This is a genomic window from Pseudomonas sp. SDO5271_S396 (assembly GCF_054071795.1).
Map to the genome: position 1 here is coordinate 63471 of NZ_JBSVWB010000029.1, position 15046 is coordinate 78516.

18 protein-coding genes are annotated in these 15046 nt (G+C 61.1%); 8 read left to right on the plus strand and 10 right to left on the minus strand.

Going from position 1 to position 15046, the window contains the following annotated elements; genetic code table 11:
• Window positions 1-11 precede the first annotated feature (11 nt).
• On the minus strand, window positions 12-1070 hold the full coding sequence (locus ACW9IN_RS19325; protein WP_457367398.1) for a PA0069 family radical SAM protein: 1059 nt from the start codon (window positions 1068-1070) through the stop codon (window positions 12-14).
• Between the two features lie 185 nt (window positions 1071-1255).
• On the opposite strand from ACW9IN_RS19325, the gene ACW9IN_RS19330 reads away from it, so the two are divergent.
• The gene (locus tag ACW9IN_RS19330; protein ID WP_457367399.1) at window positions 1256-1972 is read left to right on the plus strand and encodes a phosphatase domain-containing protein; all 717 of its coding nucleotides are present in this window, start codon (window positions 1256-1258) and stop codon (window positions 1970-1972) included.
• Here the strand turns inward: ACW9IN_RS19330 and ACW9IN_RS19335 are convergent.
• Both ACW9IN_RS19335 and prlC read right to left on the minus strand, forming a co-directional pair.
• Window positions 1959-2234 carry a YheV family putative zinc ribbon protein gene (locus ACW9IN_RS19335; RefSeq protein WP_457367400.1) on the minus strand — a complete coding sequence of 92 codons (276 nt, stop codon included), beginning with the start codon at window positions 2232-2234 and terminating at the stop codon, window positions 1959-1961. The genes ACW9IN_RS19330 and ACW9IN_RS19335 overlap by 14 nt on opposite strands.
• Window positions 2231-4282 (minus strand): oligopeptidase A, encoded by a 2052-nt coding sequence (gene prlC, locus ACW9IN_RS19340; RefSeq protein WP_457367401.1) that lies wholly within the window; start codon window positions 4280-4282, stop codon window positions 2231-2233. The genes ACW9IN_RS19335 and prlC overlap by 4 nt, the downstream gene beginning before the upstream one ends.
• Before the next feature lie 102 nt (window positions 4283-4384).
• Here prlC and ACW9IN_RS19345 point away from each other — a divergent pair, with 102 nt between their 5' ends.
• Window positions 4385-4927 (plus strand): gamma carbonic anhydrase family protein, encoded by a 543-nt coding sequence (locus ACW9IN_RS19345; protein WP_457367402.1) that lies wholly within the window; start codon window positions 4385-4387, stop codon window positions 4925-4927.
• Window positions 4924-5583 carry an HAD family hydrolase gene (locus ACW9IN_RS19350; RefSeq protein ID WP_457367403.1) on the plus strand — a complete coding sequence of 220 codons (660 nt, stop codon included), beginning with the start codon at window positions 4924-4926 and terminating at the stop codon, window positions 5581-5583. Before ACW9IN_RS19345 ends, ACW9IN_RS19350 begins: the two co-directional genes overlap by 4 nt.
• 95 nt (window positions 5584-5678) lie before the next feature.
• Here ACW9IN_RS19350 and ACW9IN_RS19355 read toward each other — a convergent pair whose 3' ends face one another.
• Window positions 5679-6722 carry an aminopeptidase gene (locus tag ACW9IN_RS19355; RefSeq protein WP_457367404.1) on the minus strand — a complete coding sequence of 348 codons (1044 nt, stop codon included), beginning with the start codon at window positions 6720-6722 and terminating at the stop codon, window positions 5679-5681.
• 142 nt (window positions 6723-6864) lie between these two features.
• Here ACW9IN_RS19355 and ACW9IN_RS19360 point away from each other — a divergent pair, with 142 nt between their 5' ends.
• Entirely contained in the window at window positions 6865-7287 is a 423-nt protein-coding gene (locus ACW9IN_RS19360) for a PA0061/PA0062 family lipoprotein (protein WP_457367405.1), read from the plus strand.
• On the opposite strand, the gene ACW9IN_RS19365 is transcribed toward ACW9IN_RS19360, so the two are convergent.
• Together ACW9IN_RS19365 and ACW9IN_RS19370 are read right to left on the minus strand one after the other, a co-directional pair.
• Window positions 7288-7527, minus strand: a complete 240-nt coding sequence (locus ACW9IN_RS19365; protein ID WP_457367406.1) for a DUF1161 domain-containing protein — start codon at window positions 7525-7527, stop codon at window positions 7288-7290.
• 206 nt (window positions 7528-7733) lie between these two features.
• Window positions 7734-8165, minus strand: a complete 432-nt coding sequence (locus ACW9IN_RS19370; protein ID WP_027608131.1) for an OsmC family protein — start codon at window positions 8163-8165, stop codon at window positions 7734-7736.
• A 217-nt stretch (window positions 8166-8382) separates the two neighbouring features.
• On the opposite strand from ACW9IN_RS19370, the gene ACW9IN_RS19375 reads away from it, so the two are divergent.
• Window positions 8383-9384: an LLM class flavin-dependent oxidoreductase gene (locus ACW9IN_RS19375; protein ID WP_457367407.1), complete on the plus strand. Its 1002-nt coding sequence runs from the start codon at window positions 8383-8385 to the stop codon at window positions 9382-9384.
• Between the two features lie 59 nt (window positions 9385-9443).
• On the opposite strand, the gene ACW9IN_RS19380 is transcribed toward ACW9IN_RS19375, so the two are convergent.
• On the minus strand, window positions 9444-9671 hold the full coding sequence (locus ACW9IN_RS19380) for a DUF1161 domain-containing protein (protein ID WP_034110552.1): 228 nt from the start codon (window positions 9669-9671) through the stop codon (window positions 9444-9446).
• Window positions 9672-9786: 115 nt separating this feature from the next.
• Window positions 9787-10002 (minus strand): dodecin, encoded by a 216-nt coding sequence (locus ACW9IN_RS19385; RefSeq protein ID WP_007953919.1) that lies wholly within the window; start codon window positions 10000-10002, stop codon window positions 9787-9789.
• Between the two features lie 156 nt (window positions 10003-10158).
• Between ACW9IN_RS19385 and ACW9IN_RS19390 the strand changes: the two genes are divergently transcribed.
• A complete protein-coding gene (locus tag ACW9IN_RS19390) occupies window positions 10159-10485 on the plus strand; it encodes a DUF883 family protein (protein WP_003170746.1) in 327 nt (108 codons plus the stop codon).
• Here the strand turns inward: ACW9IN_RS19390 and ACW9IN_RS19395 are convergent.
• Entirely contained in the window at window positions 10482-11378 is an 897-nt protein-coding gene (locus tag ACW9IN_RS19395) for a LysR family transcriptional regulator (protein ID WP_457367408.1), read from the minus strand. The two genes, ACW9IN_RS19390 and ACW9IN_RS19395, sit on opposite strands and share 4 nt — an antisense overlap.
• 110 nt (window positions 11379-11488) lie before the next feature.
• Between ACW9IN_RS19395 and trpB the strand changes: the two genes are divergently transcribed.
• A complete protein-coding gene (gene trpB / locus ACW9IN_RS19400) occupies window positions 11489-12715 on the plus strand; it encodes a tryptophan synthase subunit beta (RefSeq protein ID WP_457367409.1) in 1227 nt (408 codons plus the stop codon).
• A complete protein-coding gene (gene trpA / locus ACW9IN_RS19405; protein ID WP_457367410.1) occupies window positions 12715-13524 on the plus strand; it encodes a tryptophan synthase subunit alpha in 810 nt (269 codons plus the stop codon). Before trpB ends, trpA begins: the two co-directional genes overlap by 1 nt.
• Window positions 13525-13615: 91 nt before the next feature.
• Here the strand turns inward: trpA and ACW9IN_RS19410 are convergent, their stop codons facing one another.
• Complete coding sequence (locus ACW9IN_RS19410) at window positions 13616-14926, minus strand: MFS transporter (RefSeq protein WP_457367411.1); 1311 nt, start codon at window positions 14924-14926, stop codon at window positions 13616-13618.
• Window positions 14927-15046 lie beyond the last annotated feature (120 nt).

Here is a 15046-nt window from a genome sequence, read left to right on the forward strand (position 1 = left end):
ACCCATTCAGTCTACAACAATGCCATCTGCCTGCCTGGCGGACAAAACGCCGAACAATCCAGGTTGAAGCCTTCCCTTCGATTCAACCCCAATCGCTTGATCGCCTTGCTGAAACGCTGGGCCAACAGGTCAGCGAACGGCCCCTCACCGCGCATGCGCACGCCGAAACGGCTGTCGTACACCTCACCACCGCGCACCTGGCGCACCAGGCTCATCACATGGGCCGCACGCTGCGGGTAATGCGCCGCCAACCATTCTTCGAACAACGGTGCCACTTCCAACGGCAGGCGCAGCATCATGTAGGCCGCACTCTGCGCTCCGGCGGCGTGGGCCTCAGCCAACAGGCTTTCCAGCTCGCTGTCGTTGATCATCGGGATCATCGGCGAACACAGCACCCCCACCGGGATTCCGGCCTCTCGCATCACCCGAATCGCCCGCAATCGCGCCTTGGGCGCTGCCGTGCGGGGCTCCAGGATGCGCTTGAGCTCATCGTCCAGGCTGGTGAGACTGATCATCACCGCCACCAGGCGCTGGCGCGCCAGCTCGGTCAGCAGATCGAGATCGCGCAAGATCAGCGAGCCCTTGGTGATAATCGTCACCGGGTGCCGATAACGCAGCAACACCTGGAGGGTTTGCCGGGTGATGGCGTACTCGCGCTCGATAGGCTGGTACGGGTCGGTATTGGAACCCAGGTTGATCGGCGCACATACGTACCCCGGCTTCGACAGCTGTTGCTCCAGCACGTCGGCGGCGTTGCTCTTGGCGATCAGTTTGGTTTCGAAGTCCAGCCCCGGCGACAGGTCCCAATAGGCATGGCTGGGCCGCGCATAGCAGTAGATACAACCGTGCTCACAGCCGCGATAAGGGTTGATCGAGCGGTCGAAGGGCAAGTCCGGCGAGTTGTTGCGGGTGATGATGGTCCTGGCCGTTTCGATACGCACTTCAGTGCCTTGAGTCGGTGGCACTTCCTGAAACCAGCCGTCGTCCTCGACCACGCTGACCGTCGGCGCAAAACGATTGTGCAGATTGGTGGCCGTGCCCCGACCACGGGGCGGCAACGGAGTCGACATGGGAACGCCTCGATACTGTTTTTATATACAGTATCGATCCAGACGGCATCTGACCAGTGCCGTCTGGCGGCCCGTGCTTTTACGTCCTGCTTCACAATTCTTTGACGCCCACCTCACACCCCCTTGACCCCATGTAGACGAGTCTGGGCACCCATCGCCCACGCTCTCACACGGTCACGCCCCCTATGTTCAAACACCCGCTGATGCCCGCCCTCGGCCTGACCTTGGTGGCACTGTTCAGTGCGCCCTGTGCCCAAGCGGATGACGACACCTCGATCCGCTCGGCGGAATGGGCACAACCGGTGAGCCGCCAGTACAACCTGCACCAGATGACGCCCACGCTTTATCGCAGCGCGCTACCGGACAGCGACGCGTTGCCGTTGCTGGAAAAGCTCAGGATCGCCACGGTCATCAACTTCCTCCCGGAATCCGATTCGGCCTGGCTGAAGACGCCCGGTATCCGACAAGTGCAGTTGTCTTATCGCACAAACCACGTGGATGACGCCGACGTACTCGCAGCACTCAGGGCGATTCAGGAAGCACAAACCCAAGGCCCGGTGCTGATGCACTGCAAACACGGCTCGGACCGTACCGGCTTGATGGCGGCGATGTATCGCGTAGTGGTTCAGGGGTGGAGCAAGGAGGAAGCGCTGGATGAAATGACCCTGGGCGGCTTTGGCGCCAGCAGCGGCTTCAAGGACGGGGTTCGCTACATGATGAAAGCCAATGTCGACAAATTGCGCCTCGCATTCGCCAAGGGCGATTGCAGCACCAGTGCCTTTGCATTGTGCTCGATGAACAGTTGGCTCAACGCGGCCGGCAACAGCCGTGTTGAATCAGTGCCGGGAAACGAGCGGGTGCTCGTCCCCCGACAGGACGCCGAACAACTCAGTCTTTTTTGAGCTTCGGATTCGGGAAGAACTGCACCGCCTGAACCTTGGGGTCGGCCGGCGCTTTCAGCGCCGACATGTTGACCCGCGTGCCCAGCTCCTTGGGCACCGACAAACCCTGATCATTCAGGGTATCGGTGTAACCACAGGCCACGCACTCGCGATGCGGCACGTTGTCTTCGGTCCACATCTTCAACTTGTCCGGCTCACTGCACGCCGGGCAGACCGCCCCGGCGATGAATTGCTTCTTGGTAATCACAGGCCCTTCACTCATGCTGCCGCGTCCTCACTCAGGCCGCTGTGGCGCAAGAGTGCGTCAATCGACGGCGCACGTCCGCGGAAATCGACGAACAGCACCATCGGCTCCTGGGAACCGCCGCGCGCCAGGATGGCTTCGCGGAAGGCGCGACCGGTCTCGGCGTTGAGCACGCCGTCTTCCTCGAACTTGGAGAAGGCGTCCGCCGACAACACTTCGGCCCACTTGTAGCTGTAGTACCCCGCTGCATAACCGCCAGCAAAGATGTGCGCAAAGCTGTTGGGGAAACGGTTGTAGGCCGGCGGACGCATCACCGAGACCTCATCACGCACGCCTTCGAGCACCTGGGCCACGCTTCGGCCATCGCCGTGGGTGGCATGCAGCTCGAAGTCGAACAGCGAGAACTCCAGCTGACGCACCATCATCAGGCCGGACTGGAAGTTCTTCGCCGCAAGCATTTTTTCCAGCAGGTCCTGGGGCAGCGGCTCGCCGGTTTCATAGTGACCGGAAATCAGCGCCAGGCCTTCCGGCTCCCAGCACCAGTTCTCCATGAACTGGCTCGGCAACTCCACCGCATCCCAGGCCACACCGTTGATGCCGGACACGCCGGCGTGCTCGACGCGGGTCAGCAAGTGGTGCAAACCGTGGCCGAACTCATGGAACAGCGTGGTCACTTCATCGTGGGTCAGCAGGGCAGGCTTGCCGCTGTCGGCGGGTGTGAAGTTGCACACCAGGTTGGCCACCGGGCTCTGCAATACGCCGTCGACCGTGCGACGACGGTCACGCGCGCCGTCCATCCAGGCGCCGCCACGCTTGTTGGCGCGGGCGTACAGGTCGAAGAAGAAGCGGCCCACATGCTGGCCGTTTTCCTTGATCTCAAACAGACGGACATCCGGGTGCCAGGTGTCGAAACCTTTCTGCTCGGCGATTTCGATGCCGTACAGACGCTGCACGATGGCGAACAGGCCGCTGAGCACCTTGTCGATCGGGAAGTAGGCACGCAGGGCTTCCTGGGACACGCTGTAGCGCTGTTCGCGCAGTTTTTCACCGTAGAAACCACTGTCCCAGCTTTGCAGATCGGCGCAACCTTGTTCGGCGGCGTAGGCCTTGAGCTGTTGCAGGTCCTGGGCGGCAAACGGCTTGCTACGCTTGGCCAGGTCGCGCAGGAAGCTCAGGACCTGGTCGCTGGACTCGGCCATCTTGGTGGCCAGGCTCAGCTCGGAGAACGAGGCGTAACCGAGTAACTGGGCCAGTTCCTGACGCAGGTCGAGTATCTGTTCCATCACCGGGCCGTTATCGTTCTGACCGGCATTCGGGCCCTGGTCCGACGCACGGGTGCAGTAGGCCGCGTAGACTTCTTCACGCAGAGCACGGTCCTGGGCGTAGGTCATCACCGCGTAGTAGCTGGGAAACTCCAACGTGATCAGCCAGCCATCGAGGCTTTTGGCCTTGGCGGCAGCCGCCATTTGCGCCTTGGCCGAATCGGTCAGGCCGGCGAGGGTGGCCTCATCGGTGACATGTTTGGTCCACGCCTGAGTGGCGTCCAGCAACTGGTTGGAGAACTTGCTGCCCAGTTCGGAGAGCTTGCTCTGCACTTCGGCGTAGCGCTTTTGCTGCTCCGGCGGCAGGTCGATACCCGACAGGCGGAAATCACGCAGAGAGTGTTCCAGGATGGTTTTTTGCGCCACGTCGAAACCAGCCGCTTCCGGGCTGTTGGCCAGCGCCTCGAAGGCCTGGAACAGTTCACGGTTCTGGCCCATCTCGGTGGAGTAGGCGCTCAACGCCGGCAGGCAGCCTTCGTAGGCTTCGCGCAATTCGGCACTGTTGCACACGGCGTTGAGGTGGCTGACCGGGCTCCAGGCGGCGCCCAGGCGGTCATTCAGCTCGTCCATGGCCAGGACCAGACCGGCCCACGTCGGATTTTTCCCCTGACTTTGCAGGATCTGTGCGATGGCAACGCGGTTGTCGGCGAGGATCTGTTCGATGGCCGGCTGGACATGCTCGGCACGGATCGCCGAGAACGGCGGCAGGTCGTAGGACTGCAGAAGAGGGTTGTTCGCGCTCACGGTGGACACCTTGGCTGAAGAAACATGTAAGAACAAAGATGGGGCCATCTTAATTACAATCAACGCCCACCGCAGCTATCAGCAAAAGAGAGAGAGGCTATCGTGACCCTTCGCACCTATCAGAACCACACGCCAACCCTGGGCGCCGGGGCTTTTGTCGATGTTTCGGCGGTGGTGATCGGCGATGTCGAAATCGGCGCGGACAGCTCCGTGTGGCCGCTGACCGTGATTCGCGGCGACATGCACCGCATCCGCATCGGCGCCCGCACCAGCGTGCAGGACGCCAGCGTGCTGCACATCACCCACGCCGGGCCCTTCAACCCGAACGGCTTCCCGCTGCTGATCGGCGACGACGTGACCGTCGCCCACAAAGTCATGCTGCACGGTTGCAGTATCGGCAACCGGGTGTTGATCGGCATGGGCAGCATCGTGATGGACGGCGCCGTGGTGGAAGACGACGTGATCATCGGCGCCGGCAGCCTGGTGCCGCCGGGCAAAAAACTCGAGAGCGGTTTTTTGTATGTCGGCAGCCCGGTTAAACAGATCCGCGAACTGACGGACAAGGAACGCGCCTTTTTCACCTACAGCGCCGCGAACTACGTGAAGCTCAAAGACCTGCACCTGGCTGAAGGATTCGATCAATGACCCTGCCGTACCAAACCGTGCTGTTCGACCTCGACGGCACCCTTACCGACCCGCGCGAGGGCATCACCCGTTCGATCCAGTACGCACTGGGCAAACTCGGTATCGAAGAGCCGGACCTGACCAGACTCGAACACTTCATCGGCCCGCCCTTGCTGCAAGCATTCATGCAGTTCTATGGCTTCGACGAAGCCCGCGCCTGGCAAGCGGTGAATTTCTACCGCGAGCGTTTCAAGGTCACCGGGCTGTACGAAAACCGCGTGTTCGATGGCGTGATGCCGTTGCTCGAAGACCTCAACCGCCAGGGCCGCCAGCTGTATGTGGCCACCTCCAAGCCGTGGGAATTTGCCCGTGAGATTGCCCGGCATTTCGACTTCGCCAAGCACTTCAAGGTGATCTACGGTAGCGAACTGGACGGCACGCGCACCAACAAAGTCGAGCTGATCGCCCACTTGATGCGCGAAGAAGGCCTGGACCCCAGCACTACCCTGATGATTGGGGACCGCAAGCACGACCTGATCGGCGCCCGCAGCAATGGGCTGGATTCGGCGGCGGTCGGGTATGGGTTTGGCAGTTTCGAAGAGCTGAGTGCCGAGGCGCCGACCTGGCATTTCGAGACGTTGGATGAGATGCATCGGGCGTTTTTGCAGCGGCCTTGAGATTGCTGTCGCAGGCAAGCCAGCTCCCACAGATGACCCCATTTCAAATGTAGAACTCGGTCAAATGTGGGAGCTGGCTTGCCTGCGATGGAGCCCTAAAGACCACCCCCCTCCAACTGCTTCAAGGCCGCCTTGCGCTGCTCCGACGGCAGCCCGCCCATCTTCTCCACCGCCGCAAAAAACCTCACCCAATCCCCACCTTCCCGCTCAAACAACGCCGCAAAAGCCGGTACCCACTGGTCATACAACCCGAACGGCAACAACCGCGCATTGTTCAGCGGCTGATTGATCCACCCGTCATAACGTTTATCCCCTGACCACTGGCTGTCACGCATCTGCCGGTAATCACGGCGCAAGCGCTCGAACTCTGCGGCTTTGGCCTGGCGCATCGCATCGGCGGCCAACGGCTGGGCGTACAGCGTTTCCAGGCGCTTGCGGGTGTCGAGTACCAGCCGGATGAACTGGTCACGCTGCTTCAATGCCGTATCGCTGATTGGCGCCAGACCCCGCGCCGCACGCCATTGGCGGGTACCTTCCTGCTCGACAAAATTCGCGTAGGACTCGTTGAACTCGGTGTCGTCCTTCACATAAAAACGCTGGTGGGCCAGCTCGTGAAAGATCAACGTGGCCAGGCGCTCGTCGCCCCAGCTCATCATCGAATTCATGATTGGGTCATTGAACCAACCCAGGGTGGAATAGGCCTCGACCCCGCCAATCGCCACATCCAGACCTTGCTGTTTCAACAGCGCCGCTTCGCCACGGGCGGCACCCTGGTTGTAGTAGCCGCGATAGGCCACGCAACCGGCGATGGGGAAGCAATGGGTTTCAGGCGATAAGGAAAACTCCTGCGTGGCAAACACATTCCACACCACATAGGGGCGGCCAATGTCCGCGTACAACCTGTAACTCTGGTTGTCGGGCAGGTGCAGGTGTTCGCTGGCAAAGGTGCGGGCTTTCTGGGCTTGCACCAGATGATCACGCAACTGTTGCGGGCGGGAAGGGTCGGCGATCACTTGGGAAACCGGCTCGCGGGCGCGCAACAAGTGCCATTGGCCGCTCGCCAACTGGCTGTAATAACTTACGCTGGAACAGCCGCTGAGCAACGCGGCCAGCACTGCGGGAAGAAAACGCCAGACCATGCCCCGACCGCTCCTGGGTAATTTGCTCGCCAGACTATCGCGCCTGCCCGGAATTTTTCCATGGCATGGCGTGTTTATACTGATAGGGAGTCTGCTGCCATCGGCGACAGGCTCGATTCTTTCCTTCCGTTGAGTGCCTGCCATGCGTCAGCTCTTGCTTCCCGCCGCCACTTTGCTTCTCAGCGCTTGCGTATCGACCCCCTTGCCGCCCGTCGATCCGCAACAGGCCTGGGTCGATTTCGCCACCCCAACGCCAGGCGCCAAACTGGTGATGGCCCAGCGCCTGGACGGCAAGAACCTCAACGACGGGCGCTTCTTCCAAGTGCCGCCTGGCAGCCATGAACTGATGGTGCGTTTCGATTTCGAGATCAACACCGGTACCGGAATCGGCGGGCTGGACCAGACGCGCGATCGCACTTGCTTCATGACGTTGCAGTACGACCATTTCCAGGCGGGCCAGCGCTACGTGTTGGAGGGGCGTTCGCTGGCGTTCACACCGAATATCCGGCTGTACGACTCAGCACGCAAGTTGCTGGCGGAAGAGCGTAGCGTGAACTGCCTCTGATCAGTCGTTGTTCTTTTGGTAAATGATGGCCTTGGTACCGTTCTCACAGCTGCCGACGACCATGGCGGCGTCATGTTTGTCGGCTTCTTCCTTGGTCACGACCTCCAGGGTGTAGGACGGCACCGCGTTAGCCTGAATTTTGATCTCGATCTCTTTCCTGAGTTCTTCACAATCCTTTGGCGCGGCCACAACCGATGTGGCCAACGCACCGCAAATGATCGCCAAGGCAAAACGTTTCATAGGTGAAGCTCCCTGAAGGCACTGCGCACGGGTGTGCGCCTAGGCTGCATAGCCTATAGGACCACATCGAGGAAACACGAGTTCTGATTTAACACCAACCAAATGCGGGAGCGGGCTTGCTCGCGAATACGATGTGCCAGTCAATAAATCTGTGACTGTTACACCGCATTCGCGAGCAAGCCCGCTCCCACAGGGGATCTGTTGCGTTAGCTTACGAGCGTGGCATCCAGGCTGATTTTTGCATTCAACACCTTGGACACCGGGCAACCTTCCTTGGCTTTCTTGCTCAACTCATCGAACTGCGCCTGGCTGGCCCCGGGGATTTTGGCCTTGAGAACCAGGTGCACTGCGGTAATCGCGAAACCGCCGTCCACTTGATCCAACGTTACTTCGGCCTGGGTGTCGATGCTGTCGGCCTTGAGGCCGGCATCGCCGAGGATCATGGAAAATGCCATGGAAAAACAGCCGGCGTGGGCCGCGCCGATCAGTTCCTCGGGGTTGGTGCCCTTGCCACCCTCGAAACGCGCCTTGAAGCCGTAGGGCGCTTCGCGCAGTACGCCGGTCTCTGTCGAGATGGAACCCAGGCCAGTCTTCAGGTCACCTTCCCAATGCGCGGATGCTTTTTTAACGATGCTCATAGCGGTCTCCTCGAACGGTGGTTTTGCGTCAGTAAGGGTTCTGAGGATAGACGCCACGTCAAAGTTCATCTTGTCGGAGAAACCTAGTAAATCAGTAGGAAATTTCCATACTGGCTCTTGAATCTCGGGTATATGCCCTCATTGCATGCTCATGCACATAAAGCGGCAGGTTTGGGTTCGCCCAAAAAGCCTGCACACCTGATGGAGAAGCCGGCTTATGAAATCGCTGTCCGACGTAAAGTTCTCGACCCTCGACCTGGTGCCCGTGCGCGCCAACGGCAGTCCGGCGCAGTCGCTGCGCAACTCCCTGGACCTGGCCCAGCATGTGGAAAAGTTTGGCTACACCCGCTTCTGGGTGGCTGAACACCACAATATGGACGGCATCGCCAGCTCGGCCACGTCGGTGTTGCTGGGTTACCTGGCCGGCGGGACGTCGACGATTCGCGTCGGTTCCGGCGGCGTGATGCTGCCCAACCACGCACCGCTGGTGATCGCTGAACAGTTCGGCACCCTGGAAAGTCTCTACCCTGGCCGTATCGACCTGGGCCTGGGCCGTGCGCCCGGCTCCGACCAGATGACCGCCCGCGCCCTGCGCCGTGAGCGCTCCGGCAGCGCCGACGACTTCCCGGAAGACGTAGCGGAGCTAGCCGCCTACCTCGGCCCACGCACGCCCGACCAGCGGGTGATCGCCGTGCCCGGCACCGGCACCAACGTACCGATCTGGCTGCTGGGTTCCAGCCTGTTCAGTGCCCAACTGGCCGGTGAGCGCGGTTTGCCCTACGCCTTCGCCTCACATTTCGCACCGCGCCTGATGCATGAAGCGATTCGCGTGTACCGCAATCACTTCAAGCCTTCAGCCGTGCTGGACAAACCCTACGTGATGCTTGGCATTCCACTGGTGGCCGCCGATACCGACGAACAGGCCGATTACCTGGCCACCTCGGTGTACCAGCGCATCCTCGCGTTGATGCGCGGACAAAGCCTGGTGCAGCGCCCGCCAGTGAAAACCATGGACGGCTTGTGGCTGCCCCATGAAAAAGACGCTGTCGGCAGCTTCCTCGGCCTGGCCATGGTGGGCAGTCCGGCGAAGATCCGCGCCAAACTGGAAGTGCTGATCGAGCAAACCGGCGCCGACGAACTGATCTTTACCTGCGACCTGTACGAGCATGCCGATCGGATTCATTCCTACGAGCTGCTGGCGCAGTTGATGAAGGGCTAAACCTTCAGGCGAAAAAAAACCGACGCATCGCGTCGGTTTTTTATGTCTGCAACACGGAATTAACCGCGCTTGTAGGCAATTTCCTTGGTGCCGGCTTCACAGCTACCGACCACTGTATAACCTTCAGCCGCAGCGCCTTTATCCACCACTTCCAGCGAATAACCCGAAGCGCCTTTGGCGTCGATTTTCGCCGCAATCTCGCTTTTCAGCTCTTCACAAGGCTTGCCCGCCGCCAGGGCCGTGCCCGCAATGCTCAACAAACCTACCGCTAACAGGAACTTCTTCATCCGTTACTTTCCTTGGGCTGATCGAAAAGAGCGTGCCGACGCGGGTCGCGTCGGCACCCTAAGGTTGTAGCGCAGGTTATGGCAATCGGCCAGTCGGCAAGTTCAACCGAACGGATCAACTACTGGCGATTCGGAATCCCACCTTCAGCGTGACCTGGAAGTGCGCGGCCTTGCCGTCCTTGATGTGACCACGGGTTTCGGTCACTTCGAACCACTCCAGGTGCTTGATGCTCTTGTTGGCTTCCGCCAGCGCATTGTTGATGGCGTCTTCGATGCTGGAAGTGGACGAGCCCACCAGTTCGACTTTCTTGTAGGTGTGATGATCGCTCATGGCATTTCTCCTAAGGGTCGTTTACGAAGCGTAGCAGTCAATGTTCGTAGTGCTTCTGGCGACCGTTCCTACCCGAAAGTTCAGATTAACTGCACTTTCTGAATGGCCCGCAGTCGGTATCTACACATGCCACTCAATCACTTCAGGAGAGTCCACATGGCCAACACTTCTTTACGCAAAGCGTCGCTGGAAAGCATGGAAGCCGAGATTTCGAGCCTGCTCAAATCCCTTGAGAGCCTCAAGGACGATGCGTCCGATGAGTCGCGCAAAACGCTGAAGGCCCTGAAAAGCAATGCCGAGAATGCCCTCAAGCATTCCCGCCACCTGATCAGCGATGCCTACGAAGAAAGCAAAGTCAAAATTCGTGAGACCGGTGTTGCGACCCGGGACTATGCCCAGGAGCATCCATGGACCACAGCCGGTGTCGCTGTCGGTGCACTGGGCCTGTTGGCCGCGTACCTGCTGTGCAAACGCGGCGATTAAACCGGTTCGCGCAGTAGCTCAGCCTTGAGCCACTGCGCCAGTTGCCTGGCGCGCCCGTCCGCGGCGCGCTTGGGCAGCCACAACGCCAGGTGCGCCGGGGTTTCGCTGAAGCCCCATGGCGCCACCAGTCGACCCGCGCGCAGGTCCTCAGCCACCAATGGCTGTGGCGCAATCGCGATACCCAATCCGGCAACCGCCGCCTCCAGCAAATAATACAAATGCTCGAACCCCTGGCCGTGTTTCAGTGCGCCGGGCTCGATTCCGTGTTGCTGCGCCCAACTCGGCCAGGCCTGCGGGCGCGAGGTGGTGTGCAACAGCGCTTCGCCACACAAGGCCTGCGCAGGCGCCTGGCGCAAACGCTCGTAGCCGGCAAAGCGCGGGCTCATCACCGGGCCGATACGTTCGCTGGCCAACGCGTACACCTGCATATCCGCCGGCCAGGGCGGCTCGGCGAACACCAGCAGCGCATCGAGGCCCGGGCGCCTAGGGTCCAGATCGCCGTCACCCGCCGACAGGTGCAGGCGCAGGTCCGGCAAATCCGCATTCAAACGGCCCAGGCGCGGGATCAACCAGCGCGCCAGCAGGCTGCCCGAACAGCCCAGCACAAACGGCGCATCGGCGCTGGCCTGGGTCAACTCGGCACACACCGCCCTCAGCCGCTCAAAGGCCTCGGCGCTGGCATCACGCAAACGCACCCCCGAATCTGTGAGTTTAAGGCCACGCCCATCCTTGACGAACAAGCTGATGCCCAGGTGCTCTTCCAGCACTTTCAACTGGCGGCTGACCGCACCATGGGTCACATGCAGGTGCTCAGCGGCTTGGCTGACGCTGTTAAGACGTGCAGCAGCTTCAAACGCACGCAACGCATTCAGAGGGGGAAGGTCTCGGCTCATCTGTGAGTTTTCCTGACAGGTTGCGGCGATCTTATCGGTTTTCAGCGTAGAACGTCAGCGGTAGAGTGACCCTCATTGTTGCTCACACCCACTCTCTCCTGGAGCGTTCCATGACTCAGTCCCAGACCGATCTGCGCAACGGCCCTGACGCCAACGGCCTGTTTGGCGCGTTTGGCGGCCGTTACGTCGCTGAAACCCTGATGCCGTTGATCCTCGACCTGGCCCGCGAATACGAAGCGGCCAAGGAAGATCCTGCGTTCAAGGAAGAATTGGCTTACTTCCAGCGCGACTACGTCGGCCGTCCGAGCCCGCTGTACTTTGCCGAACGCCTGACCGAGTTCTGCGGCGGCGCCAAGATCTACCTCAAGCGCGAAGAGCTGAACCACACCGGCGCGCACAAGATCAACAACTGCATCGGCCAGATCCTGCTGGCGCGACGCATGGGCAAGAAACGCATCATCGCCGAGACGGGCGCCGGCATGCACGGCGTGGCCACCGCCACCGTGGCCGCGCGTTTTGGCCTGCAATGCGTGATCTACATGGGCACCACCGACATCGAGCGCCAACAGGCCAACGTGTTCCGCATGAAGTTGCTCGGCGCTGAAGTCATCCCGGTGGTCGCCGGTACCGGCACCCTGAAAGACGCCATGAACGAAGCCCTGCGCGACTGGGTGACCAACGTCGACAGCACGTTCTACCTGATCGGCACCGTGGCCGGCCCGCACCCGTACCCTGCGATGGTGCGCGACTTCCAGGCCGTGATCGGCAAGGAAACCCGCGACCAGTTGCACGCCCAGGAAGGCCGCCTGCCGGACAGCCTGGTGGCATGCATCGGCGGCGGCTCCAACGCCATGGGCCTGTTCCACCCGTTCCTGAATGACACCGGTGTGGAAATCATCGGCGTGGAAGCGGCCGGTCACGGTATCGAAACCGGCAAGCACGCCGCCAGCCTCAACGGCGGCGTCCCGGGCGTGCTGCACGGCAACCGCACCTTCCTGTTGCAGGACGACGACGGCCAGATCATCGACGCCCACTCGATCTCCGCCGGCCTGGACTACCCCGGCATCGGCCCGGAACACGCCTGGTTGCATGACATCGGCCGCGTTCAATACACCTCGATCACCGATGACGAAGCTCTCGACGCATTCCATAAGTGCTGCCGCCTGGAAGGCATCATCCCGGCGCTGGAAAGCTCCCATGCCCTGGCCGAAGTGTTCAAACGCGCGCCGAGCTTGCCGAAGGATCACCTGATGGTGGTCAACCTTTCAGGCCGCGGCGACAAGGACATGCAAACCGTCATGCACCATATGGAACAGTCCCAGCAGGAGAAACACTGATGAGCCGCCTGCAAACCCGTTTTGCGCAACTCAAGGAACAAAACCGCGCCGCCCTGGTGACCTTCATCACCGCCGGCGACCCCGGCTATGACACCTCGCTGGCGATCCTCAAGGGCTTGCCGGCAGCCGGCGCCGACGTGATCGAGCTGGGCATGCCCTTCACCGACCCGATGGCCGATGGCCCGGCCATTCAGCTGGCCAACATCCGAGCGTTGACGGCCCGGCAGAACCTGGCGAAAACCCTGCAGATGGTCCGCGAGTTCCGCCAGGACAACAGCGATACCCCCCTGGTGCTGATGGGTTACTTCAACCCGATCCACAAATACGGTGTGCCGCAGTTTATCGCTGACGCGAAAGCGGCCGGCGTGGACGGCCTGATCGTGGTCGATATGCCGCCCGAACATAACGGCGAGCTGTGCGACCCGGCCCAGGCTGCCGGCCTGGACTTCATCCGCCTGACCACACCGACCACCGACGACGTGCGCCTGCCTACCGTGCTCAACGGCAGCTCCGGCTTTGTGTATTACGTCTCCGTGGCCGGCGTGACCGGCGCGGGCTCGGCCACCCTGGAGCACGTTGAAGAGGCCGTGGCTCGCCTGCGTCGCCATACCGACCTGCCGATCAGCATCGGTTTCGGTATCCGCACGCCGGAGCAAGCAGCCGCTATCGCCCGTCTGGCTGACGGCGTAGTGGTGGGTTCGGCGTTGATCGACCACATCGCCACGGCGAAAAATGATCAGCAGGCGGTGGATGGCGTGTTGAGTCTGTGCGCGGCTCTGTCGGAAGGTGTGCGCAGCGCACGTAAGTAAATGGTGACGAGCGGGCTTGCCCGCGTTGGGGCGGCTTCGCCACCCGGCGCGGGACAAGCCCGCTCACCACAAAAAGCTTGCTCGTCACAAATTACTCATTGAGCTCAATGCGTTCGACTTTGCCCACCAGCAACACGTAGGACAACGCCCCCAGCAACGCCAGCACCGCAATATAGGTAATCGCCGGTGCAAACGAATCACCGCTGGCCAGAAAGCCGATCACGATCGGCGTAGCGATCGCCGACAAGTTGCCGATGAAGTTGAACACTCCTCCGGTCAGCCCCAGCAACCGCGCGGGTGCCAGGGTCGATACCAGCGACCAGGTGATCGACGCCAGCCCATTGCCAAAGAACGCCACCGCCAGGAACGCGATCACCCACGCCGTCGAGTCCACATAGTTGGCGCCAATGATTGCCGTGGAGATCAGCAGCCCGCCAATGATCGGCAACTTGCGCGCAAACCCCACTGACGCGCCGCGTCGAATCAGCCAGTCGGAAAAGATCCCGGAACACAGCACGCCGACGAACGCCGCAAGGAACGGCAGCGATGCCAGCAGGCCGGACTTGATGAAGTCCATGCCGCGATATTTCACCAGGTAGGTCGGGAACCACGTCAGGAAAAACCACAGGGTGGAGTTCAGGCAGAACTGGCCCAGGTAGATGCCCCAGAGCTTGCGCTTGCTCAACACAATTCCCAGGTCGACCCAACTGAACGGCGCTTTGGCGGCTTTTTCCTGCATATCCACCAACCCGCCGCCTTCGCGGATCAGGTCGATTTCCGCACTGTTGGCGCCTTTGAAATCCTTCGGCTCACGGTACACCGCGTACCAGATGATCGCCCACAAGATGCCGACACCACCGGTGACGACAAACACCATGTGCCAACCAAACGCGTGTTGCAGCCATGCCAGCACCGGCGTGAGAAACGCCAGCCCGACGAACTGCCCGGAGGTGTAAACGCCAATCGCCGTGGCGCGTTCGCGCTCGGGAAACCAAGTGGTGACCACACGGCTGTTGATCGGGTACGCCGGCGCTTCCAACGCACCCACCGCCATACGCAGTACGAACAGGGCGATAAAGCTGGCGGCAAAGCCGAGCATGACGGTCGCGATGGACCACAGCAGCAGGGCCGCCGTGTAGAGAATCCGTGGCGGCACCCGGTCCACCAGCCAGCCGCCGGGAATCTGCATGGCTGCGTAGGTCCAGCCGAACGCGGAAAAGATCAGCCCGACATGCACCGGGTCGATGCCCAGCTCACTGGTCAGCGCCGGGGCGGCAATCGACAGGTTGCTGCGATCGAGGTAGTTGATCACCACGGTGATGAACAACAGCACCATGATGAAGTAGCGCTTTTTGGTAGGCGTGACTAAAGAAGCCCGCCCGGTGAAGGATTCAGGGTGCATGGGGGTTGCCTCTTCTTGTGTTTATTGAGGACTGGAAAAAACTGGCTGAAGAAACCGAATCAACATGTGGGAGCTGGCTTGCCTGCGATAGCGGTATATCAGTGCCAGATGTGCAGACTG